The organism is Burkholderia sp. APQ4-4ca (assembly GCF_057837105.1).
Map to the genome: position 1 here is coordinate 151,473 of NZ_JBYQCG010000076.1, position 24,747 is coordinate 176,219.

21 protein-coding genes are annotated in these 24,747 nt (G+C 69.4%); 14 read left to right on the forward strand and 7 right to left on the reverse strand.

Annotation, left to right across the window (positions count from 1 at the left end; genetic code table 11):
- Positions 1-4 precede the first annotated feature (4 nt).
- Positions 5-424: a cupin domain-containing protein gene (locus AC3IFE_RS08990; RefSeq protein ID WP_489190283.1), complete on the forward strand. Its 420-nt coding sequence runs from the start codon at positions 5-7 to the stop codon at positions 422-424.
- Positions 425-532: 108 nt separating this feature from the next.
- Here the strand turns inward: AC3IFE_RS08990 and AC3IFE_RS08995 are convergent, their stop codons facing one another.
- Both AC3IFE_RS08995 and AC3IFE_RS09000 read right to left on the reverse strand, forming a co-directional pair.
- A complete protein-coding gene (locus AC3IFE_RS08995) occupies positions 533-1,747 on the reverse strand; it encodes a porin (protein ID WP_089469697.1) in 1,215 nt (404 codons plus the stop codon).
- A 483-nt stretch (positions 1,748-2,230) separates the two neighbouring features.
- A complete protein-coding gene (locus AC3IFE_RS09000) occupies positions 2,231-3,295 on the reverse strand; it encodes a squalene/phytoene synthase family protein (RefSeq protein WP_489190284.1) in 1,065 nt (354 codons plus the stop codon).
- A 380-nt stretch (positions 3,296-3,675) separates the two neighbouring features.
- Between AC3IFE_RS09000 and AC3IFE_RS09005 the strand changes: the two genes are divergently transcribed.
- Positions 3,676-4,818 carry a glycerophosphodiester phosphodiesterase gene (locus tag AC3IFE_RS09005; RefSeq protein WP_489190285.1) on the forward strand — a complete coding sequence of 381 codons (1,143 nt, stop codon included), beginning with the start codon at positions 3,676-3,678 and terminating at the stop codon, positions 4,816-4,818.
- Positions 4,819-4,888: 70 nt separating this feature from the next.
- On the opposite strand, the gene AC3IFE_RS09010 is transcribed toward AC3IFE_RS09005, so the two are convergent.
- Together AC3IFE_RS09010 and AC3IFE_RS09015 are read right to left on the reverse strand one after the other, a co-directional pair.
- Positions 4,889-6,520 carry a rhodanese-related sulfurtransferase gene (locus tag AC3IFE_RS09010; RefSeq protein ID WP_489190286.1) on the reverse strand — a complete coding sequence of 544 codons (1,632 nt, stop codon included), beginning with the start codon at positions 6,518-6,520 and terminating at the stop codon, positions 4,889-4,891.
- A 104-nt stretch (positions 6,521-6,624) separates the two neighbouring features.
- A complete protein-coding gene (locus AC3IFE_RS09015; protein ID WP_489190287.1) occupies positions 6,625-7,191 on the reverse strand; it encodes a cysteine dioxygenase family protein in 567 nt (188 codons plus the stop codon).
- Positions 7,192-7,208: 17 nt separating this feature from the next.
- Between AC3IFE_RS09015 and AC3IFE_RS09020 the strand changes: the two genes are divergently transcribed.
- Complete coding sequence (locus AC3IFE_RS09020) at positions 7,209-8,183, forward strand: LysR family transcriptional regulator (protein ID WP_489190288.1); 975 nt, start codon at positions 7,209-7,211, stop codon at positions 8,181-8,183.
- Between the two features lie 79 nt (positions 8,184-8,262).
- Here the strand turns inward: AC3IFE_RS09020 and AC3IFE_RS09025 are convergent, their stop codons facing one another.
- The gene (locus tag AC3IFE_RS09025) at positions 8,263-9,618 is read right to left on the reverse strand and encodes an acyl-CoA dehydrogenase family protein (protein ID WP_489190289.1); all 1,356 of its coding nucleotides are present in this window, start codon (positions 9,616-9,618) and stop codon (positions 8,263-8,265) included.
- Between the two features lie 244 nt (positions 9,619-9,862).
- Here AC3IFE_RS09025 and AC3IFE_RS09030 point away from each other — a divergent pair, with 244 nt between their 5' ends.
- The 8 genes from AC3IFE_RS09030 (at position 9,863) to AC3IFE_RS09065 (ending at position 18,010) form a co-directional block, all read left to right on the forward strand.
- Positions 9,863-10,948 (forward strand): LLM class flavin-dependent oxidoreductase, encoded by a 1,086-nt coding sequence (locus AC3IFE_RS09030; protein ID WP_489190290.1) that lies wholly within the window; start codon positions 9,863-9,865, stop codon positions 10,946-10,948.
- 42 nt (positions 10,949-10,990) lie between these two features.
- Complete coding sequence (locus AC3IFE_RS09035; RefSeq protein ID WP_089469689.1) at positions 10,991-11,830, forward strand: class II aldolase/adducin family protein; 840 nt, start codon at positions 10,991-10,993, stop codon at positions 11,828-11,830.
- Between the two features lie 22 nt (positions 11,831-11,852).
- A complete protein-coding gene (locus tag AC3IFE_RS09040) occupies positions 11,853-12,887 on the forward strand; it encodes an ABC transporter substrate-binding protein (RefSeq protein WP_089469688.1) in 1,035 nt (344 codons plus the stop codon).
- A gap of 4 nt (positions 12,888-12,891) precedes the next feature.
- Positions 12,892-13,989 (forward strand): ABC transporter permease, encoded by a 1,098-nt coding sequence (locus tag AC3IFE_RS09045; protein ID WP_489190291.1) that lies wholly within the window; start codon positions 12,892-12,894, stop codon positions 13,987-13,989.
- On the forward strand, positions 13,983-14,804 hold the full coding sequence (locus AC3IFE_RS09050; RefSeq protein WP_489190292.1) for an ABC transporter ATP-binding protein: 822 nt from the start codon (positions 13,983-13,985) through the stop codon (positions 14,802-14,804). Before AC3IFE_RS09045 ends, AC3IFE_RS09050 begins: the two co-directional genes overlap by 7 nt.
- 50 nt (positions 14,805-14,854) lie before the next feature.
- The gene (locus AC3IFE_RS09055) at positions 14,855-16,039 is read left to right on the forward strand and encodes a c-type cytochrome (RefSeq protein WP_489190293.1); all 1,185 of its coding nucleotides are present in this window, start codon (positions 14,855-14,857) and stop codon (positions 16,037-16,039) included.
- A gap of 33 nt (positions 16,040-16,072) precedes the next feature.
- Positions 16,073-17,026 (forward strand): ABC transporter substrate-binding protein, encoded by a 954-nt coding sequence (locus AC3IFE_RS09060; protein WP_489190295.1) that lies wholly within the window; start codon positions 16,073-16,075, stop codon positions 17,024-17,026.
- A gap of 117 nt (positions 17,027-17,143) precedes the next feature.
- Positions 17,144-18,010, forward strand: a complete 867-nt coding sequence (locus AC3IFE_RS09065) for an MOSC domain-containing protein (RefSeq protein ID WP_301737895.1) — start codon at positions 17,144-17,146, stop codon at positions 18,008-18,010.
- An 83-nt stretch (positions 18,011-18,093) separates the two neighbouring features.
- On the opposite strand, the gene AC3IFE_RS09070 is transcribed toward AC3IFE_RS09065, so the two are convergent.
- Both AC3IFE_RS09070 and AC3IFE_RS09075 read right to left on the reverse strand, forming a co-directional pair.
- The gene (locus AC3IFE_RS09070; protein ID WP_489190296.1) at positions 18,094-19,494 is read right to left on the reverse strand and encodes a sensor histidine kinase; all 1,401 of its coding nucleotides are present in this window, start codon (positions 19,492-19,494) and stop codon (positions 18,094-18,096) included.
- 79 nt (positions 19,495-19,573) lie between these two features.
- Positions 19,574-20,248: a response regulator gene (locus AC3IFE_RS09075; protein ID WP_489190297.1), complete on the reverse strand. Its 675-nt coding sequence runs from the start codon at positions 20,246-20,248 to the stop codon at positions 19,574-19,576.
- 301 nt (positions 20,249-20,549) lie between these two features.
- Here AC3IFE_RS09075 and AC3IFE_RS09080 point away from each other — a divergent pair, with 301 nt between their 5' ends.
- The 3 genes from AC3IFE_RS09080 to AC3IFE_RS09090 all read left to right on the forward strand — a co-directional run bounded on the left by AC3IFE_RS09080 (position 20,550) and on the right by AC3IFE_RS09090 (position 24,590).
- Positions 20,550-21,650: an ABC transporter substrate-binding protein gene (locus AC3IFE_RS09080; protein ID WP_489190298.1), complete on the forward strand. Its 1,101-nt coding sequence runs from the start codon at positions 20,550-20,552 to the stop codon at positions 21,648-21,650.
- A 107-nt stretch (positions 21,651-21,757) separates the two neighbouring features.
- Complete coding sequence (locus AC3IFE_RS09085; RefSeq protein WP_489190299.1) at positions 21,758-23,530, forward strand: ABC transporter permease; 1,773 nt, start codon at positions 21,758-21,760, stop codon at positions 23,528-23,530.
- The gene (locus tag AC3IFE_RS09090) at positions 23,523-24,590 is read left to right on the forward strand and encodes an ABC transporter ATP-binding protein (protein ID WP_489190300.1); all 1,068 of its coding nucleotides are present in this window, start codon (positions 23,523-23,525) and stop codon (positions 24,588-24,590) included. The genes AC3IFE_RS09085 and AC3IFE_RS09090 overlap by 8 nt, the downstream gene beginning before the upstream one ends.
- The last annotated feature ends 157 nt before the right edge of the window (positions 24,591-24,747 follow it).

Sequence of the window (24,747 nt, forward strand, 5' to 3'; positions counted from 1 at the left end):
GACGATGATCCGCTCCACACTCCATCGCGTCGCGCTGTGCGTCGGGCTCGCGCTCGCCGCGGCGCTGCCGGCCGCCGCCCACGCGCACGACGCCGGCGACAGCGTGCACGCGATCATGCAGCAGGCCGTGCCCGAAGCGCCGGCCAAGCGCGTCGTCGTCGCGACGGTCGACTATGCGCCCGGTCAGGCGTCCGAAGCGCATCGGCATCTCGGTTCGGTGTTCGCCGTCGTGTCGAAAGGCGAAGTGCTGTCGCAGGTGAACGGCGGCCCGCTGCGCCGCTATCGCGCCGGCGAAGGCTGGTACGAGCCGCCCGGCTCGCGCCATCAGGTGTCGCGCAACGCGAGCGCGACCGAACCCGCGCAACTCGTCGTGTTCGGGTTGACGGGCGAGCATCAGCCGCTGAAGTCGCCGATCGATCCGTGATTCGACGCGACGCATCGTGCATCGGCTCGCGACGTAAACGAAAAAACCGGCCCGAAGGCCGGTTTTTCATACCGCATGCCGTGAGCGGCGCTCGCGCGCCGCGCGACATCAGAAGCGGTGGATCAGGCCGACGCCGACGCCGATCTGGTTCTGCTTCGAACCTGCGCCCACGCCGTCGCCGATGGACGTCGTTGCAGCGATGACCGCCGCGCCGTTCAGCGTGTTGCCGCTCGCGTGCTGGTACGCTTCAACCGCGTACAGGCCCGTGCGCTTCGACAGGCTGTAGTACTGCGACAGCGTGACCTGGTGGTACTTGGCCGAGCTCGAGATGCCGTTCGACTCGGTCGCACGCGTGTACGAGTAGCCTGCGGCGAAGTCCCACTGAGCCGATGCCTTCCAGTGCAGCACGGCGCCAGCCGTGTTGAAGATCGCCGTGTTGCGGAACGACGAGCCCACGCCCGGGATGTACTGGACGTTCGAGTACGACGCCGAAATGTCCCACGACGGCGTGAACTGGTACCCAGCCGTCACCGCGACGCGTTGTTGCGACTGTGCCGACTTGTAGCCGTTGTTGATCGACGAGACGGCCTGTTCCGCACCGTTGCCGCTCGTGTCCAGACCGTTCTGCGCGGTCGAGTTCGCGCCCCACACACCGCCGCCGAGCGTCGAGTTGTTGACACGCTGATAGCCGACCGCGATGCCTGCCGGGCCGTTCAGGTACTGGATCGCCGCGCTCCACGTCGAACCGCGGTTCGTCGCGCCTGCGACGCCGCCGAACGAGTACGAACCGCCGACCGTGAAGCCGTAGAACTTCGGCGACATGTAGACGAGCGAGTTGTTCGCGCGGTAGCTGGTATCCAGCGAATCGATATCGCCCGGGTGCGCGCCGTAGTAACCCGTCAGCCAGGTCGTCGGGCTGTACGGCGACAGCAGCGTGTAGTACGCGGTGTACTGGCGGCCGGCCGTCAGCGTACCGTACGTCGGGTTCGTCATACCGACCCATGCCTGACGCGTGAAGATGCCGCCCGTCCACTGCGACGAGCCGTTAGCCGTGTTGACGCCGGCTTCCAACTGGAAAATCGCCTTCGTGCCGCCGCCGAGATCTTCGCTGCCCTTCAGGCCGAAGCGGCTGCCTGCCCACACGCCGGTGGACATCTGCACCTTCGAGTGACCACCCGAGGTCGCACCGACTGCCGACGAGTTGTTCTGCCAGGCGATACCGTTGTCGACGATACCGTACAGGGTCACGCTGCTCTGGGCGTGGGCGGCGGTAGCGGCTGCGAGACCGACTGCCGTCATGGCAAAAGCGACGCGCTTTTTCATTGATTCTCCGTCCTCAAAGAATGTTTCTTTTCTGGTGTGGTTTTATGACCGACACATGTGCGAGTACATGCCGACGCGATTCTGACGGATTACCGATTGTTTCCCAACATGTGCGGTCGGTCATCGTATGATCGACGCAACGCGCGGGTTCACCAAACGGTTACATGACACCTCGAAACGCTTGTGCGGCGGGCGCCTCCGGCATTTGCCGGTGAAAACCCTAGCTTTACATTTTTACAGGTGCAACGCGACCGCCCGATGTCGTCAGACGCCTTCGGCGACAAAATGTCTTACAAATGCGGGATCGAAGCTGACGCTGCGATTCACGCCGCCGCGCAGGATCGCCGACGTTCATGACACCCGCATTTCGAGACACGAAATCATGAAAACGTTTTTAGTCGGCGTGCCGGAAACCGGACGGATACGGTCCGGCGAACGCGGACCGGGAGGCGATGCCGGCGCGTATCGCGCCGGCAATCTTCGCTATTGCGTGGCGGGGCGCGCGAGCCGCGCGGACACCGCATCGGCGAGCGCGGTCAGGCGCGCGCGGATCGCCGTGTTCGAACCGACCAGCGCGAGCGACGCCGCCATGATCCGGTAGACGCGCTTTCTCGGCACCTTGGCCGGCGTCGCCGGATCGAGCCACCCCGCGTGGCCGGCCAGCAGCTCGAGCGTTTCGAGCCCGATCATGATCGGCCAGAGGCACGCGAGCCGCAGCCGCATGAAACGGCGCGGGATCGCGAGCGTATACAGGCATGCGTCGCGATACTGGTCGAGCGCGACGCGCAGCAGGTCGACCAGCACGCCCCGCGCGCGTGCCGAAGCCTCGGGCTGGAGCAGGTCGGCCACGACGAGCCCGTGCGCGGCCAGCACGTCGTCGGGCAGGTAGCAGCGGCCGATGCGCAGGTCCTTCGCGCAGTCGCGCAGGATATTGGTCATCTGCAGCGCCTTGCCGAAACGGATGCCCTTCTCGCGCATGGCCGGCAGATCCCAGCCGCGCGCGGCGCGCGTGTGCATCCCCGTCATGTCGGTCCAGAACTCGCCTACGCAGCCGGCGACGAGGTACGTGTAGCGGTCGAGCATGTCGCGCGTCGGCAGCGACGCGACCTGCCCCGACTGCTCGTCCGGAAACGTGCGCAAGTCGAATTCCATCCCCGCCGTGAGCGTCGCGACGACCTTGCGGATCGACGCGCGATCGGCCTCCGGCTGCGCGCGCAGCAACGCGAGCATCGGCTCCATCGAACCGAGCAGCAGGTGTTCGTGCGAGTCGGTCTGCATCCGCGTCACGTCGTCGAGCGAACGCGACAGCGCCGCGCCGTCGCCGAGCCGCTCGATGTCGTCGCGCAGGTCGGTCAGCAGCGCCGCGCGGCGGTCGGCCGCGACGAGCGCCGTGTCGGCGATCGTGTCGGCCGCGCGCGCAAGCAAATACGCGAGGCCGACCGGGTCGCGCATGCCGTCGGGCAGCACGCGCAGCGTCAGGTAGAAGGAGCGGGAAACGTTCTTCAGCAGCTCGCCGAGCAGATAGGCGGGATCGGTATGGGTCGTCATGGGTCGGGAAAAATCGGCCGGCGCGGGCCCCGGACGCACACGGGCGCCGGGCGCCCGCGCCGGCCCGCGAGTCGCCGCATCGTCGCGCCAGGCGGGCGGCGGCCCCGGTGCGGCGATGCAAAATTCCCGCAAGTTTAGTGCATCCGGCGCGCGGGTTCGCTGCGACGGCCGGAATGCGAGGCGCGCCCGCCTGCCGTCACGCGCGCCGCCGTGTATGTCGCCCCATCAAAACGAAACAGAAAGGCCAACGTAATACATATGTAACTATTCGATGCGACGATCGCGCACCGTTCGACACCATAGCCGGCGCCCCTGCCGGGCCGCCGGCGCGAGCGCCCTTTTCCGGCTCCTTTCCGACTCCGTTTCGAAGGTTCATCGACATGCTCCTCCAGCGCCCGACCTCCCTGCGTTACGTCCCGTTCGCCTGCGCCGGCGCATTCCTGCTCGCCGCGTGCGGCGGCGACGATCTGACGCGCGATCCCACGCAGCCGATTTCCGCGAAGGTCCAGGTGGTCGGCCATCGCGGCGCGAGCGCGCTGCGCCCGGAACACACGCTCGCGTCGTACCGCAAGGCGATCGAGGACGGCGCCGACGTGATCGAGCCCGACCTCGTGTCGACCCGCGACGGCATGCTCGTCGCGCGCCACGAGAACGAGATCTCGGGCACGACGAACGTGTCGACGCTGCCGCAGTTCGCGAACCGCAAGGCGACCAAGACGATAGACGGCACGCAGTTGACCGGCTGGTTCACCGAGGATTTCACGCTTGCCGAGCTGAAGACGCTGCGGGCGCGCGAGCGCATTCCGCAGGTGCGCCCCGCCAACACCGCGTACAACGACCAGTTCGAGATTCCGACGTTCGACGAGATCGTCGCGCTCGCGAAGCAGATGTCCGCGCAGACCGGCCGCACGATCCACCTGTATCCGGAAACCAAGCATCCGACCTACTTCCAGTCGATCGGCCTGCCGCTCGAGGACCGCCTCGTCGACACACTGCTGAAGGACGCGTACACGTCGCGCACGGCGACCGTCTACATCCAGTCGTTCGAGGTCGCGAACCTGAAGGCGATCCGAAACCGGATCAAGTCGAGCCAGCCGAACTGGAAGCTCGTGCAGCTGATGGACGAAGCCGGCCAGCGCCCGTACGACTTCGTGAAGGCGAACGACACGCGCACCTACGGCGACCTGTCGACGCGCGACGGGATGCGCGAGATCGCGACCTATGCGAACGGCGTCGGCCCGTACAAGACGTCGATCGTCGCGGTCGCCGCGGACGGCACGCTGCAGCAGCCGACACCGTACGTGCGCTACGCGCACGAGGCCGGCCTCGTCGTGCATCCGTACACGTTCCGCCCGGAGAACAATTTCCTGCCCGCGTCGCTGAAGGACGGCGGCACGCCGGCCACACGCAACGCGGCCGGCTCGGTGCGCGAGATCCAGGCTTACCTGCGCGCGGGCATCGACGGCTTCTTCACCGACGATCCGGCCGTCGGCCGCACGGCCGTCGATACGTTCAAGCGCTGATACGAAGCGCCGACCCGCATCGCGACCGGGCGCCGCGCACGGCGTGCCGCGCCCGACTGCATCGCATCGGTCAGATCACGTTGAAGTGATGCGTGCCGTCACGCTTCAACTGGTCGACGAGACCGTATTCCCAGTCGAGATACGCCTGCATCGCGGCGGCCGCATTGTCGGTGCCTTCGTACGGGCGCCGATAACGGTCGATGCGCGGCGACGCGAGACGGGTCTCGCCGCTCTCCAGCGGCAATCCGGCGTCGATCCATGCGGCCGTGCCGCCGGTCAGCACCCGGATGTCGGCCGATGCCGGCAGCAGCGCGCGGGCGTCGTCCGCCGCGAACCGCGCGAGCAGGCTCGATCCACACGTGAACACGTAGCGCTTCGCGGGCGGAATCGCCGCCAGCGCGCCGCGCAACTGCGCGCGCACGGCAAACCACGCGCCCGGAATATGACGCTTCACGTAGTTCGCGCTGGCCGTCACGTCGACGATCGCGAGTTCGCCGGCCGCGGCTTCCTTCAGCCAGCCGGCGAGCGTCGCGGGCGACACGTCGGTCGCGGGCGGCGTCGCCGGCACGTCGCGCGGCGGCTGCCCGCGCTCGACGAACGCTGCGGCGCCGGCCGGTTCGACCACGCGCACGTCCCAGCCCATCTGCGCGAGCCACGATGCGGTCATGTCCGCGCGCACGCCGTCGTCGTCGGCCAGCACGATCCGCGCCCCGCGCACGGCCGCGTGATGGTCGGTTTCCTGCACGAGCTGGCCGCCCGGCGTGCTCAGGAAGCCCGGCAGATGGCCGGCTTCGTATTCCTCCGGTGTGCGCACGTCGAAGCGGTACAGCGTGCGGCCCGGCTCGTCGAGCGCGGCGACGTCGGCCAGCGCGATGCGCGGCACCCCGGCGCGCTCGGCCACCGCGCGGGCGGCCCGACGCGCGTCGGCGCGTTGCGTCGCGTCGATCTCGTCCGGAAAGCGCCGTGCGGCGCCGCGTTCGAGCGCCTGGCCGGCGAGCGTCCAGCCGATCGTGCCGTTGCGCAGCGCGGCGACCGGGTTCGGCAGCCCCGCGTTGACGAGCGATTGCGTGCCGATGATGCTGCGCGTGCGGCCCGCGCAGTTGACGATCACCTGCGTCTTCGGATCCGGCGCGAGCGCCCGCACGCGCAGCACGAGCTCCGCGCCCGGCACGCTGGTCGACGTCGGGATGTTCATCGTCTGGTATTCGTCGAAGCGGCGCGCGTCGACGATCACGACATCGGCTTTCGCATCGATCAGCGCCTGCACCTCCTGCGCGGACAGCGACGGCGTATGGCGCTCGGCCTCGACCCATTCGCCGAACGACTTGCTCGGCACGTTCACGTCGATGAACAGTTCGCCGCCCGCGGCGACCCAGCCCGCGAGGCCGCCGTCGAGCAGCCGCACGTCGGTGTAGCCCAGCCGCGCGAGCGTCGCGGCCGCGCGCGGCGCGAGATCCTCGCCGCCTGCTTCGCCGAACACGACGATCGGCGTGTCGCGGCGCGGAATCCGCGTCCACGCATCGAGTTCGAGCTTCGACAAAGGAAAGTTGGCGGCCCACAGCGGATGGCCCTGTGCGTACGGATCTTCCTCGCGTACGTCGATCAGCGCGATCTCGTCGCGGGCAAGCAGGCGTGCGCGTACGTCCTGGTATGACGCGACGGGGAAGCGGAGAGCAGAAGTGGAATCGGCGGATTGCGTCACGATGGCTCTATGTTGAATACGTTGAAGTCGGTGAAGAAAGCGGAACGGAGCAAGCGTGCCCTGCCCGTACACACCCGCAACGGGCCGCGAAAGGGGGCTTTGCGTCAGGCATTCGAATAGCCGGACACGAACGGCTTCACCGTACCGTCGTCCAGGTACACCGCGCGCTCGACCTTGCCGATGTTCGCGCCGTACACGTGGATGCTGATCGATACCTGGTCGGCGAACGCGTTGGTCACGCGATGCACGTCGCCGATGCGCGGCGACACGGCCTCGATCTCGCCCGGCTGCAGCCGCACGGCGTCGCCCGCGGGCACCGGCTTGCCGGCCCCATCGAACCGGTACGGCTGCGAGAACTCGCCGCCGCGCAGCATTCCGATCAGCCCCCACACCGTGTGGTCGTGGATCGGCGTCGCCTGGCCGGGCCCCCACACGAAGCTGACGATCGAGAAGCGCTCGTCCGGGTCGAGATGCAGCAAGTACTGCCGATAGCGCTCGGGATCGGGCTGCGCGAACGCGTCGGGCAACCAGTCGTCGTGTTCGACGAGCGCGGCGAGCAGCGCGCCGCCCTCGTCGAGAATGCGCGCCTCGTTCGCGCCGGACGCGAGCAGCGCATCCAGACCGTCGACGACCAAACGTAGCGGCGTCTGTTGCAGCGAAAGCGTACTCATCGGCCGTCTCCTCGAATATGATGCCGAATATGATGGATCGTCATGATGCACCCGAAAGACCATGCAGAACAAACATGAAAATTAGCGATATCGACGCTTTTGCAGCGGTCGTCCGCTGCCAGACCCTGAGCCAGGCCGCGGCCGAGCTCGGGATGACGCAGCCCGCGATCACGCGGCGCGTCCAGAATCTCGAGGAGGCGCTCGGCGTGACGCTGCTCGACCGCAACACGAAGCCGCCACGGCCGACCGACATCGGCCGGCAGGTGTTCGAGCAGTGTCGCGCGATCCTGCGCGAGGTCGACGCGCTGCGCGAACTGACGGCCGGCGAGCAGCCGCCCGCCGGCGAATTCCGGATCGGTCTCACGCAAGGGCTCGGCGAACTGATGCTGCCGGGCCTCATCGCGGACCTCTCCGCGCAGTGGCCCGCGCTCGCGACGCAGGTCACGACCGCATGGGGCGGCCTGCTCGTCGAACGCATCGCCCGCCGCGAACTCGATGCGGCGCTCCTCTTCCTCGCCCGCGAAACGGTGCTGCCGGCGCAGGTCGAGGGCGAACGGCTGCTGGCCACGCGGCTCGTCGCGGTCGGCCGCAAGGGCGACTGGCCGCGGCGCAGCTACCGGCTCGCCGATTGCCACGCTCGCGGCTGGGTGCTGAACCCGGACGGCTGCGGCTTTCGGGCGGGCCTGCGGCGCGCGCTCGACGCACAGGGCCTGCCGATGCCGGTCACGCTCGATGCGTACGGCCGCGACCTGCAACTGCAAAGCGTTGCCAACGGCTTCGGCCTCGGGCTGATGCCGCTGCCGCTCGTCGAAGGCAGCCCGCTGCGCGATGCACTCGACATCGTGCCGCTCGCCGATTTCAAGCCGCAGATCGATCTGTGGCTGCTGCGCCGGCACGATACGGCGCGCCTCGACGCGCCGCTCGCGGCCGTCGCCGTGCATGCGCGCACGGCGTTCGCGCTGCCCGAGCAATCGCACGACAAGGCTGCTTGACGTTGCCTCGATGGCCGCGGCGGTCGCGCGATGCCTGCGTCGCGCCGCGCCGTTGCCGTGCGCGGCAACCCGGCCCGGCTCACGCATCGTGTCGATCGCGTTCGATCCCGGTACGTGACGTGGCGTCCGCTCCCGCGCTCGTCTGGCCGCGCGTCGCCGCGTCGAGCACCGCGCGCCCCGCCGCCACCGCGATCGCATCGTCCTGCGGCGTATGCACGCGGCTGCACAGCACATCGCGATAATGGCGTTCGAGCGGATTGCCGCGGCTCAGCCCGTGATTGCCCGACAGCTTCAGCGCCTGCTCGACCGTCCGGATCGCCTGCTCGGTCACGGTGCGCTTGACGAGGCCGCTGGTCGTCAGCGACGGCGCATTGCCGGCGTCGGTACGCGCGATGTGATCGTCGAGCAGCACACGGTTCGCGTGCAGCCAGCCCTCGATTTCGCCGACCGCCTCCTGCACGCGCGGCAGCGTCGCGAGCGGCGCGCCAAGCCCGCTCGGCGCACGCGTCGTCGCGAATTCGACGAGCCAGTCGCGCGACGCTCGCGCCACCGCGTCGTACAGGCTGCCGAGCAGCACGACCATCCATGCCTGTTGGTCCGCCTGCGCGTCGGCATCCGCATGCGTGGCGGCCGATACGGCCCACGCGTCCGGCGCGCGCACGTCGACCGCATATTCGGCCGGCAGCGGCACCTCGTCGAACACGACTTCGTGGCTGCCCGATGCGCGCAGGCCGAGATGATTCCAGCTTTCGATCACGCGGATGCGATCGCCGTCCGCCTCGGGGTCGCGCGGCACGAGAAACACGCCGACCCGGGGCGCCGCTTCGTCGGTGCGCGCCCACACGGCCAGCCAGCGCAACGCCGGAATCCCGGTGCTGTAGAGCTTGTGGCCCGACAACCGCCAGCCGTCGCCATCGCGGCGCGCGATGGTGTCCGGCAGCCCGCCGCGCGACGGCGAACCGAGCGCCGGCTCGACGCGCAGCGCGTTGATCAGCGCGCCGTGCGCGACCGCGCTGTCGAACACCGCGCGACGCACCTGCGCGGGCCAGCGGTTGTCCGCGCGGCCGAGCGCGCGGTGCTGCAGATACGTCATCGTCAACACGAGCGCCGTCGCGGGATCGGCCCGCGCGACGGCCGCGACGATCCGGCTCGCCCGCGCCAGCGTCGCCCCTGCGCCGCCATGCCCGCGCGGCACGACCTGCGCGATCAGCCCGGCACGATGCAGCCGCGCGAAGTGCTCGTGCGGAAAGCGGCCGTCGACGTCGTTGCGGGCCGCATCGGCGGCGAGTTCGGGCGCGAGACGCTCGAGCAGCGCGGCAAGGCGCGCGTCGTCGTCCGTCTCGTCGGCGGCGTCGGCGGGTTGAGCGGCGTGCGCAGGCAGCAGGCGCAGCGAAGATGGCGGTGGCGGCGAGGAAACGGCAAGGCTGGCGGACATCGAAACGGATTCCCTGGGTAGCTCGAACACGGCGGCGAACGCGTCAGCGGCGGCAAATACGGCGCCAACGCGCGCCCGATCATTCGCGAGCCCACAGCGTATGCGCAACGCATACGGCCCCAAACCATGCAAATCTGATATTCAAATCGGGATTGATTATTTCCATTCCGCATGATCCCGGCGTTAACCTGCGCTCCATTCCTGCCCGGCCGTGCGCCGGGACATCCCTGCACCGGAGACCCAGATGAGCGTCGAATTCATCGGCATGATCCAGAGCCAGAAGCAGTCGGAAATCCACCCGGCGTCCGGCCCCGCGGTCGATCCCGACTATGTCCGCGACTTTGCCCGCGCCCACGAAACCGCCGGTTTCGACCGGATTCTCGTACCGCATCACTCGACCGGCCCGTCGGCGACGCTGACGATCGCATTCGCGGCGGCCGCGACCGAGCGCATCCATTTCATGCTCGCGCATCGTCCGGGCTTCACCGCGCCGACGCTCGCCGCGCGCCAGATCGCGACGCTCGACCAGTTCAGCCGCGGCCGGCTCGCCGTGCACTTCATCTCCGGCGGCTCGGACAGCGAGCAGCAGCGCGACGGCGATTTCCTCGATCACGACGCGCGCTATGCACGCACCGACGAATACCTCGGCATCCTGCGGCGCATCTGGACCGAAGCGCAGCCGTTCGATCACGACGGCGCGCATTACCGCTTCAAGCAGGGTTTCTCGGAAGTGAAGCCGTTCCAGCAGCCGCACGTGCCGATCTACTTCGGCGGTGCGTCGGAAGCCGCGCTCGCGGTGGCCGGCAAGCACGCGGACGTCTACGCGCTGTGGGGCGAATCGCTCGACCAGGTGCGCGACCTGACGACGCGCGTGCGCGCCGAAGCCGCGGAGCACGGCCGCCAGGTGCGCTTCTCCGTGTCGTTCCGCCCGATCCTCGCGGCGACCGAGGGCGAAGCGTGGGCGCGTGCGCACCGCATCCTCGACGAAACGCGCCGGCTGCGCGAAGCGGCCGGGCTCGGCGCCGGCGGCCCGCAGCAGAGCGAAGGCGCGCGCCGCCTGCTCGCCGCGGCCGAGCGCGGCTCGCGCGTCGACAAGCGGCTGTGGACCGAGATCGCGAAGCTCACCGGCGCGCGCTCGAATTCGACGGCGCTCGTCGGCACGCCCGAACAGGTCGCCGACGCGCTGCTCGACTACTACGACCTCGGCGTGACGACGTTCCTGATCCGCGGCTTCGACCCGCTCGAAGACGCGATCGACTACGGCCGCGAACTGATTCCGCGCGTGCGCAGCGCCGTCGCCGCCCGCGACGCGGCACGCCGCGCCGCCTGAGCCTGACGGCGTCAACGGAGCCCACTGGAGCCATACGCGATCATGTCCGCCGTCCTGTCCTCGCCCCACCGTACCGCATCGGGCCTCGTGCTCGCCGATACGCCGCGCCAGCACTTCTGGTTCGATCCGCCCGCGCCGCGCATCGACGTCGCCGCCGAGCGCCGCCACCGGCAGGAGCGGCTCGCGGCCGCGTTCCGCCTGTTCGCACGCTTCGGCTTCGCGGCGGGCCTCGCCGGCCACATCACCGCACGCGATCCGGAGCTGCCCGACCATTTCTGGGTGAACCCGCTCGGCGTGCATTTCTCGCAGATCAAGGTCTCCGACCTGCTGCTCGTCAACGCGCGCGGCGAAACCGCGATCGGCCAGCGGCCGCTGAACAAGGCCGCGTTCGCGATCCATGCGGCGATCCACGAAGCCCATCCGCACGTGGTCGCCGCCGCGCACACGCATTCGACCTACGGCAAGGCCTGGTCGACGCTCGGCCGCCCGCTCGATCCGCTCACGCAGGACGCGTGCGTGTTCTACGAGGATCATGCGCTGTTCGACGACTTCACGGGGATGGTCGTCGACACCAGCGAAGGCGCGCGGATCGCCGATGCGCTCGCGAAGCCCGACGGCACCACGCACAAGGGCGTGATCCTGAAGAACCACGGGATCCTGACGGCCGGCCCGACGGTCGAGGCCGCCGCGTGGTGGTACATCGCGCTCGACAACGCCGCGCACACGCAGTTGCTGGCCGAAGCGGCCGGCACGCCGCAGCCGATCGATCGCGCGACCGCGCGCCATACGCACGGCCAGATCGGCGGCCCCGACGGCGCGCTGCATGCGTTCGACAGCCTGTTCGCGCGCGTCGTCGCCGACGAACCCGATCTGCTCGACTGAGCGCTACACCGGAGACCGGACCATGACCCAAACCACCGCACCCACGCCCGCCGACGCGCACGACGGCCAACGCCGCCGGCTGCTGCGCGCGGCCGGTGCCGCCGCGCTCGCCGTGCCGGCGATCACGCTCGGCCGCAACGCGCGGTCCGCGCCGCCGCTGAAGAAGCTCACGTTCGCGTGGAACCAGAACGCGTTCTGCCTGACGCCGATCGTCGTCGCGCAGGAGCGCGGCTTCTTCGAGAAAAACGGGCTGCAGGTCGAGCTGATCAACTACAGCGGCTCGACCGATCAACTGCTCGAATCGATCGCGACCGGCAAGGCCGATGCGGCAGTCGGAATGATCCACCGCTGGCTGAAGCCGCTCGAAGCCGGCTTCGACGTGAAGATCATCGGCAGCTCGCACGGCGGCTGCGTGCGCCTGCTGGGCGCGAAGGCGGCCGGCGTCACGACGCTGCAGGCGCTGAAGGGCAAGACGGTCGGCGTCAGCGATCTGGCCGCGCCCGGCAAGCACTTCTTCTCGATCCTGCTCGCGAAAAACGGCATCGATCCCGAGCGCGACATCACGTGGCGGCAGTATCCGGCCGACCTGCTCGGCGTCGCGGTCGACAAGGGCGAGATCCACGCGATCGCCGACGGCGACCCGAACCTCTACCTGCTCGAAAAGCGCAGCAACGGCGCGTACACCGAACTCGCGACCAACCTGTCCGGCGAATACGCGCGCAAGGTGTGCTGCGTGATCGGCGCGCGCGGCGACCTCGTGCGCAACGACCGGCCGTCGGCCGCCGCGCTCGCGCGCTCGATCGTGCAGGCCACCGAGTACACGCACGACAACCCGAACGAAGCCGCGAAGGTGTTCGCGAAGTATTCGCCGAAGATCAGCCCCGAGGATCTGCGCAAGCTGTACGCGACGCTCACCTACACGCATCACCCGACCAGCGTCGACCTGCAGCAGGAAATCGCGTTCTATGCGGACGATTTCCGCCGCATCAGCGTGCTGAAGAAGAGCACGGACCCGCAGCGCTTCGCGCAGCAGGTCTATGCGAACGTACTGGGGTAACGCGATGTCGACGATCGAACACGCTTCCGTCGCACGCACCGCATCGGCCCCGGCCGGCGACGCCGCGCACGCTACCGCCACCGCGCGCGCAGCCTGCACGGCCTGCGAAGCCACGCTGGCCGCCGACGCCACGCGCGCGCGCGCCTGGCCGACCGGGATCACCGCCGCGCTCGCATGGGCCGCGCTCGGCGCGCTCACGCAGCTGTGGCCGAACCGGATCGTCGGCTTCAGCGACTGGGCGTACACCGACACGTTCGGCACGGCCGCGTGGACGATCGCCGCGCTGCTGCTCGTCGCCGCGACGCTCGGCCATCGCGTTCCCGCAACCCGCACGCGGCTCGCCCGCGTGCGACCGGCCGGCCCGTGGCTCGTCGCGCTGCCGCTCGTGCTCGCCGCGTGGGAAATCGTCACCGCGAAAACCGGCTGGCTGCCGACGCCGTTCTTCGCGCCGCCGCAGGCGCTGATCGAGGTCTACGTCGACGACTGGCCGCGCCTCGCCGGCAGCGCCGGCAACACGCTGAAGCTGCTCGCGCTCGGCTTCGCGTACGGCGTCACGGTGGGCTTCGCGGTCGGCGTGTCGATCGGCTGGTCGCGCCGGATCGGCTACTGGGTCCATCCGGTGCTGCGCGTGCTGGGGCCCGTGCCGGCCACCGCGCTGCTGCCGCTCACGTTCTACTTCTTTCCGTCGAGCTATTCGGCGGCCGCATTCCTGATCGCGCTCGCCACCGGGTTCCCGGTCGCGGTGCTCACGTGGTCGGGCGTCGCGAGCGTGAACAAGCAGTACTACGACGTCGCGCGCACGCTCGGCGCGAATGCGCGCTTCCTCGTGCTGCGCGTCGCGATTCCGGCCGCGCTGCCGCACGTGTTCGTCGGCATCTTCATGGGGCTGAGCGCGTCGTTCACGGTGCTGGTCGTCGCCGAGATGATGGGCGTCAAGTCGGGGCTCGGCTGGTATTTGAGCTGGGCGCAGGGCTGGGCGTCGTACGTGAACATGTATGCGGCGCTGATCGTGATGGCGCTGCTGTTTTCCGGGTTGATCGCGCTGCTGTTCACGGTGCGCGACCGTGTGCTCGCCTGGCAGAAAGGAACCGTCAAATGGTAAGCGCCGCCGTACTCGAATCGTCCGTCGCAACTGTCGCGGCGCCGGCTGTCACGCCGGCGCGCGGCGCGCGCATCGACATCCGCCGCGTGAGCCATGCATTCGACAGCCCCGGCGGCGCGCTGCCGGTGCTCGACGACGTGTCGCTGTCGGTCGCGGCCGGCGAATTCGTCGCGCTGCTCGGCCCCAGCGGCTGCGGGAAATCGACGCTGCTGCGGCTCGTCGCGGGGCTCGACGCCGCGCGGCAAGGCACCATCGCGCAAGACGGCGTGCCGATCGAGCGCCCCGATCCGTCGCGCATCGTCGTGTTCCAGGATCCGACGCTGTACCCGTGGCGGCGCGTGCGCGCGAACGTCGCGCTCGGCCTCGAAGCGCGCGGCGTGGCGCGCACCGCGCAGCATCGCGTCGACGATGCGCTCGCGCGCGTCGGGCTGCAGGAATTCGCGAACGTGTTTCCGCACCAGTTGTCCGGCGGGATGGCGCAGCGCGTCGCGCTCGCGCGAGCGCTCGTCAACGATCCGCGCCTGCTGATCCTCGACGAGCCGCTCGGCAAGCTCGATTCGCTGACGCGGCTCACGATGCAGGCCGAGTTGACCGCGCTGTGGCAACGCGACGGTTTCTCCGCGCTGCTCGTCACGCACGACGTGGAAGAAGCGCTGTTTCTCGCGCAGCGCGTGATCGTGTTCGGGCCGCGCCCGGCACGGATCGTCGCCGAACTGCGCGTCGACCTGCCCTACCCGCGCCATCGCGGCGACCCGCGCCTCGCCGAATTGCGCCACGATGCGCTGCGGCATCTCGGGCTCGATGCGAGCTGGTAGATGCCGAGTGCCGTTCGACGTTTGACTGCGGTACGCCGGAGACGCGCGCGATGAACGCGCCGCCGTTCGCCGACTGGGCCATCGCGTTCCTGCAACTGCTGTACGGCGCGCAAATCGCGCTGGCGCGCGGGCTGCACGCGATCGGTCTGACCGGCGACGCCGACGGCCAGGCCGCGTGGCCGTGGGCACACCGCATCGCGCTCGAAACGCTGCGCATCGACGCCGGGCTCACGCGGCAGCTCGCGTTCGCCTGTGGCGTGACGGCGCTGGCCGTCGTGCTCGCCTGCATCGCGCTGGTTTCACGCAAGCGGCGTATCGCGACGGCCATCGCCGCGCTGGCCGTCGCGTGGTTCGCGCCGTGGCCGCCCGCTTCGCTGTGGCTCGCGCCCGCCGTGCCGACGAGCTTCCAGCGCGGTCCCGCGCCGTTTTCCGTGTCGAGCGTGATGCGCGGCGCGCACCTCTATACGCAACATTGCGCGGCCTGCCACGGCGCGGACGGCCGCGGCGAAGGCCCGCTCGCGGCCACGCTCGCGCACTGGCCGCCGACCTTCGCCGGCGCATTGCTCGCGCGTCGCCTCGACGGCGAACTGTTCTGGCGCGTGCGTCACGGCACGCGCGACGAGCACGGCGCATCGACGATGCCCGGCTTCGCCGCGACGCTCGGCCCGCAGGACACATGGGCCATGCTCGACTACCTGAAGGCGCTCGCCGCCGGTAGCGGCGCACAGGCGGAAGGCGCGTGGCCGGTGCCCGTCCCGCTGCCGGCGCTCGACGTGCGCTGCGGTGACGCCGCGCCCCAGGCGCTCGAGCGCTGGCGCGAAGGCCAGCGCGTGCGCGTCGTCGCGCTTGCGCCGGGCGCGACGCCACCGCAGGAAGATGCGCGCTGGCAGACCTTGCTCGTCACCGAACGCGGCGCGCCGGTGCCGCCGTCGGCCGGTACGCGTGCGAACTGCGTCGCGACGACCGCCGATGCGTGGCGCGCGTTCGCGACGATTGCCGGCGTCGCGCCCGATGCGCTCGGCGGCACGCAACTGCTCGCCGATCGGCGCGGCTGGCTGCGGGCGCGCGCGTTGCCGGGCAGCGCCGGCTGGTCGAATGCCGACCTGCTGTGCCGCTCGGATGCGGCGGCTGTCCGGCCGTCCACGCCGGCCGCCCGCGGCGATGCACTGACCGCCCTGCTGCTGCGCGTCGACCAGGAACCCGTGCGCGACGTACAGGCCGGGCTCCCGCATTGAACCCACGAATCCTTCCTTCGACCGAACTTCACGATGAATCCGACCCGACGCCACTTCCTCGCCCAGGCGAGCGCCCTTGCCACGATCGCCGCCGCCCCGGCCGCCGTGCGCGCGCAATCGGGCACACGCCCGCTGCTGCGCGCCGGCGACCAGAAAGGCGGGCTGCGCGCGCTGCTCGAAGCGGCCGGCGAGCTGCACGGCCTCCCGTACGACATCGCGTGGACCGAATTCCCGGCCGCCGCGCCGCTCGCCGAAGCGCTGAACGCGGCGGCCGTCGACTGCGGGCCGATCGGCGACGCGCCGGTGATCTTCGCGCTCGCCTCGGGCGCCCGCATCAAGGTGATCGGCGCGAACCGTTCCGATCCGTACGGCACGGCCGTGCTCGTGCAACCCGACGCCGCGCTGAAAGGCGCGGCCGACCTGAAGGGCAAGCGCATCGGCACCACGCGCGGCTCGATCGGCCATTTCGTCACGCTGAAGGCCCTCGATGCGGCCGGCCTGCCGCCCGATGCCGTGTCGTTCCGCTTCCTGCCGCCGGCCGACACGATGCTGGCGCTCGCCACCGGTTCGATCGACGCGTGGGCGACCTGGGAGCCCTATACCGCACTCGCCGAAACGAGCGGCCGCGCGCGCGTGCTCGTGAACGGCCGTGGACTGTGGTCGGGCCTCAGCTATCTCGCGGCGACCGACGCGGCGATCGCCTCGAAGCGCGACGTGCTGCACGATTTCCTGCGGCGCATCGTGCGCGCGCAGGTCTGGTCGTACCGGCACGTCGACGCGTATTCGGCGGCGCTCGCGCGCATCATCGGCATTCCGCCGGCCGCCGCGAAGCTGCAGTTCGAGCGACGCGGCACGCGCTGGCAGCCGATCGACGCGACGGTGATCGCCCAGCAGCAGCGCACGGCCGACTTCTACCTGAAGGCCGGCCTGCTGCGCCAGCCGCTCGACGTGCGCACGACGTTCGACCCGGGCTTTCCGCTCGCGTGACGCGCAGCCGGCCACACGGCACGCCTGCGCCGGCCCGCGGCGCGCAACCGCCCGAACGGCGCTCGCGTGATCTGGCACAATCGCGATTCGATCATCCCGCCTTTGTCAGCCAGCGTCATGCCAGCCATCTCCGAACTCTTCGTCTACCCGATCAAATCCTGCGCCGGCATCGCGCTGTCGCGCGCGCAACTGCTCGAAACCGGCCTCGCGTACGACCGCCACTGGCTGATCACGACCCCGGACGGGATGATGATCACGCAGCGCACGCACCCGCGGCTCGCGCTGATCCGCCCCACGCTCGACAGCGATGCGCTCGTGCTGAACGCGCCGGGCATGCCGGAGATACGCACGCCGCTCGACGGCGACGCAAGCGCTGCCACGCCGAAGATGGCCGCGACCGTGTGGCGCGACACCGTCGACGCGATCGACACGGGCGCCGAGACGGCCGCGTGGCTCACCGAATTCGTCGGCACGCCGTTGAAGCTCGTGCGCTTCGGTGCCGACGCGCGCCGCGGCTGCAACCGCAAATGGACCGGCGACATCGATACGCATACGCAGTTCGCGGATGGCTACCCGCTGCTGGTGATCGGCCAGGCGTCGCTCGACGACCTGAACGCGAGGCTCGCCGCGAAGGGCGCGCCGGCGATTCCGATGAACCGCTTCCGTCCGAACATCGTCGTGTCGGATCTGGACGCGTATGAAGAGGATTTCGTCGAACATCTCGACGCCGAAGGCGCGACGCCCGTGCGGCTGCGTCTCGTGAAGCTGTGCACGCGCTGTCCGGTGCCGACGATCGATCAGGCCACCGGCGCGCCGAATCCCGAATGGCCGCACGAGCCGACCGACACGATGCAGACCTATCGCGCGAACCCGAACTACGACAATGCGCTGACGTTCGGCATCAACGCGATCGTCGTCGAAGGCGCGGGGGCGTGGCTCGAGGTCGGGCAGTCCGTCGAAGCGGAAATCGGCTTCGGCGACTGAGCATGACGGCGGGCGGCGCGTCGTTTGCGTCGCCGCCCTACCACCGTTCAGAGCAGTTTCCGCGCCCGATCGAAGCGGCCCCGCTACTGCGCCACCGCCGGCAGCACCACCGTCACGATCAAGCCGCCGCCGGCCGCATCGGCGAGCGTCACGCTGCCCTGGTGCACCCGCGCAATCTCCCGCACGATCGACAGCCCGAGCCCGGTGCCTTCGACCGTCTGTGTCCTGCTGCCGCGATGGAAACGCTCGAACACCGCGTCGCGTTCGTCGGCCGGAATGCCCGGCCCGTTGTCGATCACGTCGAGCCGCGCCTGCTCGCCGTCGCGCGACACGCGCACCGTGATCACCGCATGGTCGCCCGCATAACGGATCGCGTTGTCGATCAGGTTGCCGATCATCTCCCCGAGCAAGTCCGGCTGCCCGAGCACGTCGACGTCGGCCTCGTGCTCGAAGCCGAGATCGATGTCGCGCGCGCGCGCGACGGGCGACCAGTCGAGCGTCACGCTGCGTGCGAGCCGGTGCAGCGCGACCGGCTTGTGCGCGACCGCGTGACCGCTGTCCGAATCGAGCCGCGACAGCGACAACAATTGCTGGACGATCTTCGCGGCCTGCCGCACCGCGCCGTTCGCGCGCCGCAGGTGCACGTTCGCGCGCGGCTGCTCGTCGGGCCGCAGCGCAAGTTCGACACCCGCCTGCACCGCCGCGAGCGGCGTCTTCAACTGATGAGCCGCATCGGCGAAGAAGCGGCGCCGCGCCACCTGCATCCGCTGCGTACGGCCGATGTACTGGTTGATCGAATCGACGAGCGGCGCGAGTTCGCTCGGCATCGCACCTGTGTCGAGCGGTGTCGTGTCGTCCTCTCTGCGCGCGGCGACCGTCGCCGACAGCCGGTTCAGCGGCCGCAGCCCGCGCCCGACGCCCAGCCACACGATCCCGAGCGCCAGCACGACGAGCAGCCCTTCCTGCAGCAGCGACCCGATCAGGATCTCGCGGGCGAGCGCCTGACGCGCCTCGATCGTCTCGCCGACCATCACCCACACGATGCGCGACTGCGCGGTCGGCACGTCGTGCACGGGAATACGCAACGCGGCCATCCGCAATTGCTCGCCGCGATACACGACGTCGTAGTAGCGCGTGACGAACAGTGCGCCGTCGCCGGCGTCGCGGCCATGCGGCAGCGGCAGATCGGGATAGCCGGTGACCGTGCGGCCGTTGTCCTCGCGGATCAGGTAGTAGATCTTGCCGCCGTCGCTCGATTCGAGCATTTCGAGCGCGAGATACGGCAGGTCGACCTCGATCTCGCCGTCGTTGAGCCGCACGCCTTCGCGGATCGACTTCAGCGACGACGACAGCGTGCGGTCGAACGCGACGTGCGCGGCGCTCATCGCGCGCTGGTACGTGAGCCACGAGTCGAGCGCGAGCAGCCCGAGCAGCGGCAGCAGCAGCCACAGCGCGACCTGCGCGCGCAGGTTCGGGCGGGTCATCGTGCGGCTCGCCGGGCCGCCCGAAGCGACGCATGCGCCCGCTCCGGGGGCGGCGCACGGCGGTGAGCGCGGACGCGGATCATGCTTGCGCCTTCGCTTCGAGCAGATAGCCCAACCCGCGCAGCGTGACGATCGCGACGCCCGAGTTCTCCAGCTTCTTGCGCAGCCGGTACACGTAGATCTCGATCGCATCGGCGTTGACCGATTCGTCGAGCCCGAAGATCTTCTCCGACAGCGTCTCCTTGTTGATCGCGCGGCCGTTGCGCAGGATCAGCACCTCGAGCACCGAGCGCTCGCGCGGCGTGAGCGACAGCGGCTCGCCCGCGAGATGGAAGGCGCGGTCGATACTGTCGTACGAAAGCGGCCCGCATTCGACGCGCGCATGCTCGTGACCGAGGCTGCGCCGGATCAGCGCGCGGGCGCGCGCTTCCAGTTCGGTCAGTTCGAACGGTTTCGCGAGATAGTCGTCGGCGCCGAGATCGAGCCCTTTCACGCGATCCTCGACCGACCCGTGCGCGGTGAGGATCAGCACCGGCACCGGGTTGCGGCGCGCGCGCAGCCGCCGCAGCACCTCCAGCCCGTCGAGCTTCGGCAGCCCGAGATCGAGGATCACCAGCGCGTAATCCTGCGTGCGCAGCACGTGGTCCGCAGCCTCGCCGTCGGCCATGTGATCGACCGCGAAGCGCGCGGCGCTCAGCGCGTCGTTCAGCGACTGGGCCAGGTTCGGGTTGTCTTCGACGAGCAGCACACGCATGGGGATTCCGGTAGGGTCAGCGACAGCCCGCTACATTACATGATCCTTTCCGTCTCCACGCCTCGCGCAAACACGGGTTGCGCGGGTGCATCGAACCCGCCGCGCGGAGCGCCGGCGGTGGCCGCTCAGCGCTCGGCAGCCGCGCCGCGCGCCGTGAAACCCGCGGCCGCCGCCGCGTCGACCTCGGGAAATCCATGACGCGAACGACACGTTTGCGAACGGGAATGAAAGCGGGCTGAAAGTGCCCCGCCCTTAACATCCGCGTCACTCGAACAACATCGACGCATCACTGGAGGAAGACATGCCGTTTGCATCGAAGCACCTCGCCGCCGCGCTGGCGGCCGTTCTGGGCGCTGCCGCCGGCAGCGCCGCCGCGCAGGTTCCCGCCGGCTACCCGGGGAACTACCAGGGCGTGATCGACGCCGCGAAGAAGGAAGGCAAGCTGATCGTCTACTCGACGACCGACACGGGCCTCGTGCGTCCGCTGATCAAGGACTTCGAAAGCCTGTACGGCGTGAAGGTCGAGTACAACGACATGAACAGCACCGAGCTGTACAACCGCTACATCAGCGAGAACGCGGCGAGCAGCACCAGCGCCGACGTGCTGTGGAGCTCGGCGATGGACCTGCAGGTCAAGCTCGTCAACGACGGCCTGATGGCGTCCTACGATTCGCCCGAAAGCCCGAACGTGCCGCAATGGGCGCAGTACCAGAAGCAGGCGTACGGCACGACGTTCGAGCCGCTCGCGATCGTCTACAACAAGCGGCTGATCCCCGCGAACGAAGTGCCGACGACGCGCGCCGACCTGATCAAGCTGCTCACCACGCAGGCCGACAAGTTCAAAGGCAAGGTCACGACCTACGACATCGAGAAATCGGGCGTCGGCTTCAACTACCTGACCCAGGACGCGCACGTGAACGAGAAGATCACGTGGGAACTCGTGAAGGCGATCGGCGCGACCGGCCCGAAGCTGCAGTCGAGCACGGGCGCGATGATGGAGCGCATCTCGTCGGGCGAGAACCTGATCGGCTACAACATCATCGGTTCATATGCGTACGCGAAGGCGAAGAAGGACAAGTCGATCGGCTACGTGTTTCCGAAGGACTACACGCAGGTGGTGAGCCGCCTCGCCACCGTGTCGAAGAAGGCGAAGAACCCGAACGCCGCGAAGCTGTGGGTCGACTACCTGCTGTCCAGGCGCGGCCAGACGCTGATCGCGAACCAGGCGAACCTGTATGCGATCCGTGCGGACGTGACCGGCGAGACGTCGGCCGCGAGCCTCACGAAGGAACTCGGCGATTCGCTGAAGCCGATCCAGATCGGCACCGGCCTGCTCGTCTATCTCGACCAGTCGAAGCGCCTCGCGTTCCTGAAGCAATGGCAGCAGGCGATCAAGCGCTGATCCGCTGAGCCGCTGACCCAGGCCGCCCGCCGCGCGTCGCGCGGGCGGCCCCTTCCCCTCACCGACTTCCTTGAGGCGGCCATCCGGATGGCCGCAGGGGCGAACTCATGCTTTCAACCAGCACACGCGGCACGGCACCGGCCGTTCCGCCCGCCACCGGCCCGCGCGACGCGATTCCCGCGCTGCCGGTCAGCAGCCTGCAGCCGCTCGCCGGCATGCTGCGCTGGATCGTCGTCGCGGTCCTGACCGTCGCGGTCGCGCTGCCGCTCGGCTTCATCCTGTTCCAGAGCTTCCTGTCCGCGCCGTTCTTCGACGCGAACAAGACGCTCGGCATCGACGGATTCCGCTTCATCTTCAGCGATCCCGACTTCTGGTCGGCCGTGAAGAACTCGTTCATCATCGCCGGCGGGATGCTGTTCATCTCGATCCCGCTCGGCGGCATCCTCGCGTTCCTGATGGTGCGCACCGACCTGCCCGGCCGCCGCTGGCTCGAACCGCTGCTGCTCACGCCCGTGTTCGTGTCGCCGATGGTGCTCGCGTTCGGCTACGTGGTCGCGGCCGGCCCGGTCGGCTTCTACTCGGTGTGGTTCAAGGAACTGTTCGGGGTGCAGAGCGTGCCCTGGAACGTGTATTCGATCTTCGCGATCACGGTGATCGTCGGCCTCACGCACGTGCCGCACGTGTACCTGTATTCGTCGGCCGCGCTGCGCAACCTCGGCTCGGACGTCGAGGAAGCCGCGCGCGTGACGGGCGCCCGTCCGTTCCGCGTCGCGCTCGACGTGAGCCTGCCGATGACGATGCCCGCGCTGCTGTTCGCCGGCGTGCTGGTGTTCTTCCTCGGGTTCGAGGTGTTCGGGCTGCCGCTCGTGCTCGGCGATCCGGAAGGCCACCTCGTGCTCGCGACCTACCTGTACAAGCTGACCAACAAGCTCGGCGTGCCGTCGTATCACCTGATGGCCGCGGTCGCCGTGTGCATCGTCGCGATCACCTTCCCGCTCGTGCTGCTGCAGCGCCGCCTGCTGAAGACCGCGAACCGCTTCGTCACCGTGAAGGGCAAGGCCGGCCGCGCGACGGTGCTGCCGCTCGGCGTATGGCGCTGGGTCGCGCTCGCGATCGTCGCGCTGTGGCTGATGCTGACCGTGATCGTGCCGATCTCGGGCATCGTGCTGCGCGCGTTCGTGACCAACTGGGGCGAAGGCGTCGCGCTCGCCGAAGTGCTGACGCTGTCGAACTTCATCGAGTTGTTCGAGCAGGACAACCTGGTGCGCGCGATCGTCAACACGCTCGGCATCGGCGTGATCGGCGGCGCGCTCGCGATCGGCTTCTACTCGCTCGTCGCGTTCGCCGGCCACCGCCGCCCCGACTGGGCGACCAGGCTGCTCGACTACCTCGTGCTGCTGCCGCGCGCGGTGCCGGGCCTGCTCGCCGGTCTCGCGTTCCTGTGGATCTTCCTGTTCGTGCCCGGCCTGCGCGAGCTGAAGAACTCGATGTGGAGCATCTGGATCGCGTACACGGTCGTGTGGCTCGCGTACGGGATGCGGCTGATCCAGAGCGCGCTGCTGCAGGTCGGCCCCGAGCTGGAGGAAGCCGGCCGCAGCGTCGGCGCGACGCGCAGCCGCGTGTCGCTCGACGTGACGCTGCCGCTCGTGCGTTTCGGCCTGCTCGCCGCGTGGCTGCTGATCTTCATGATCTTCGAGCGCGAATACTCGACCGCCGTCTACCTGCTGTCGCCCGGCACCGAGGTGATCGGCGCGCTGCTCGTGTCGCTGTGGGCGACCGGCGCCGTCGACCAGGTCGCCGCGCTCTCTGTCATCAACATCGCGATGGTCGGCGCCGGTCTCGGCGTGGCCCTGCGCTTCGGAGTGAAACTTCATGGATAAGCTCATCGTCGACGATCTGCACCTCAGCTACGGCGCCAACCCGATCCTCAAGGGCGTGTCGTTCGAACTGAAGGCCGGCGAAGTCGTATGCCTGCTCGGCGCGTCGGGCAGCGGCAAGACCACGCTGCTGCGCGCGGTGGCCGGCCTCGAACAGCCGTCCGACGGGCGCATCCAGCTCGACGAGCGCGTGTTCTTCGACGGCGCGCAACGCGTCGACCTGCCCGTCGAACAGCGCTCGCTCGGCCTCGTGTTCCAGTCGTACGCGCTGTGGCCGCACCGCACCGTCGCCGACAACGTCGGCTACGGCCTCAAGCTGCGCCGCGTGGCGCCTGCCGAACAGAAGCGCCGCGTGCAGACCGCGCTCGACCAGCTCGGCCTCGGCCACCTAGCCGAACGCTTTCCGCATCAGTTGTCGGGCGGCCAGCAGCAGCGCGTCGCGATCGCCCGCGCGCTCGTCTACAACCCGCCGGTGATTTTGCTCGACGAGCCGCTGTCGAACCTCGACGCGAAGCTGCGCGAGGAAGCGCGTGCGTGGCTGCGCGAACTGATCGTGTCGCTCGGGCTGTCGGCCCTGTGCGTGACGCACGACCAGACCGAAGCGATGGCGATGTCCGACCGCATCCTGCTGCTGCGCAATGGCCGCATCGAGCAGGAAGGCACGCCGGCCGAGCTGTACGGCGCGCCGCGCTCGCTGTACACCGCCGAGTTCATGGGCAGCAACAACCGGATCGACGCGCGCGTCGCCGCGATCGACGGCGAATGCGTGACGCTCGCCGGCGACGGCTGGGAGTTGCGCGCCGTCGCCCGCGACATGCTCGCGCCCGGCCAGGACGCCCAGGCCGTGATCCGCCTCGAACGCGTGCAGGTCGCCGACGGCCCGGGCGCAAACCGGCTGCAGGCCGACCTCGTCACGTCGATGTATCTCGGCGACCGCTGGGAATACCTGTTCCATTGCGGCGACATGCGCCTGCGTGCGTTCGGCCATGTGCCGCGCGCGGCCGGCAAGCACTGGATCGAATTCCCGACCAACGACTGCTGGGCGTTCGCGAAAGCGGGCTGACCCGACCGCGGCGCCTCGCGCGCCGCCGCGTAGGCAGTCGAGCGCGCATCCCTTTGCGACTTGCATCGGCGGACGCTTCATCGCGTCCGCCGATGGCGCGCTGCGTACCCGTTTTCCGTTTCACCCTGCCCAAAACAAACCAAGGAGACACCGTCAA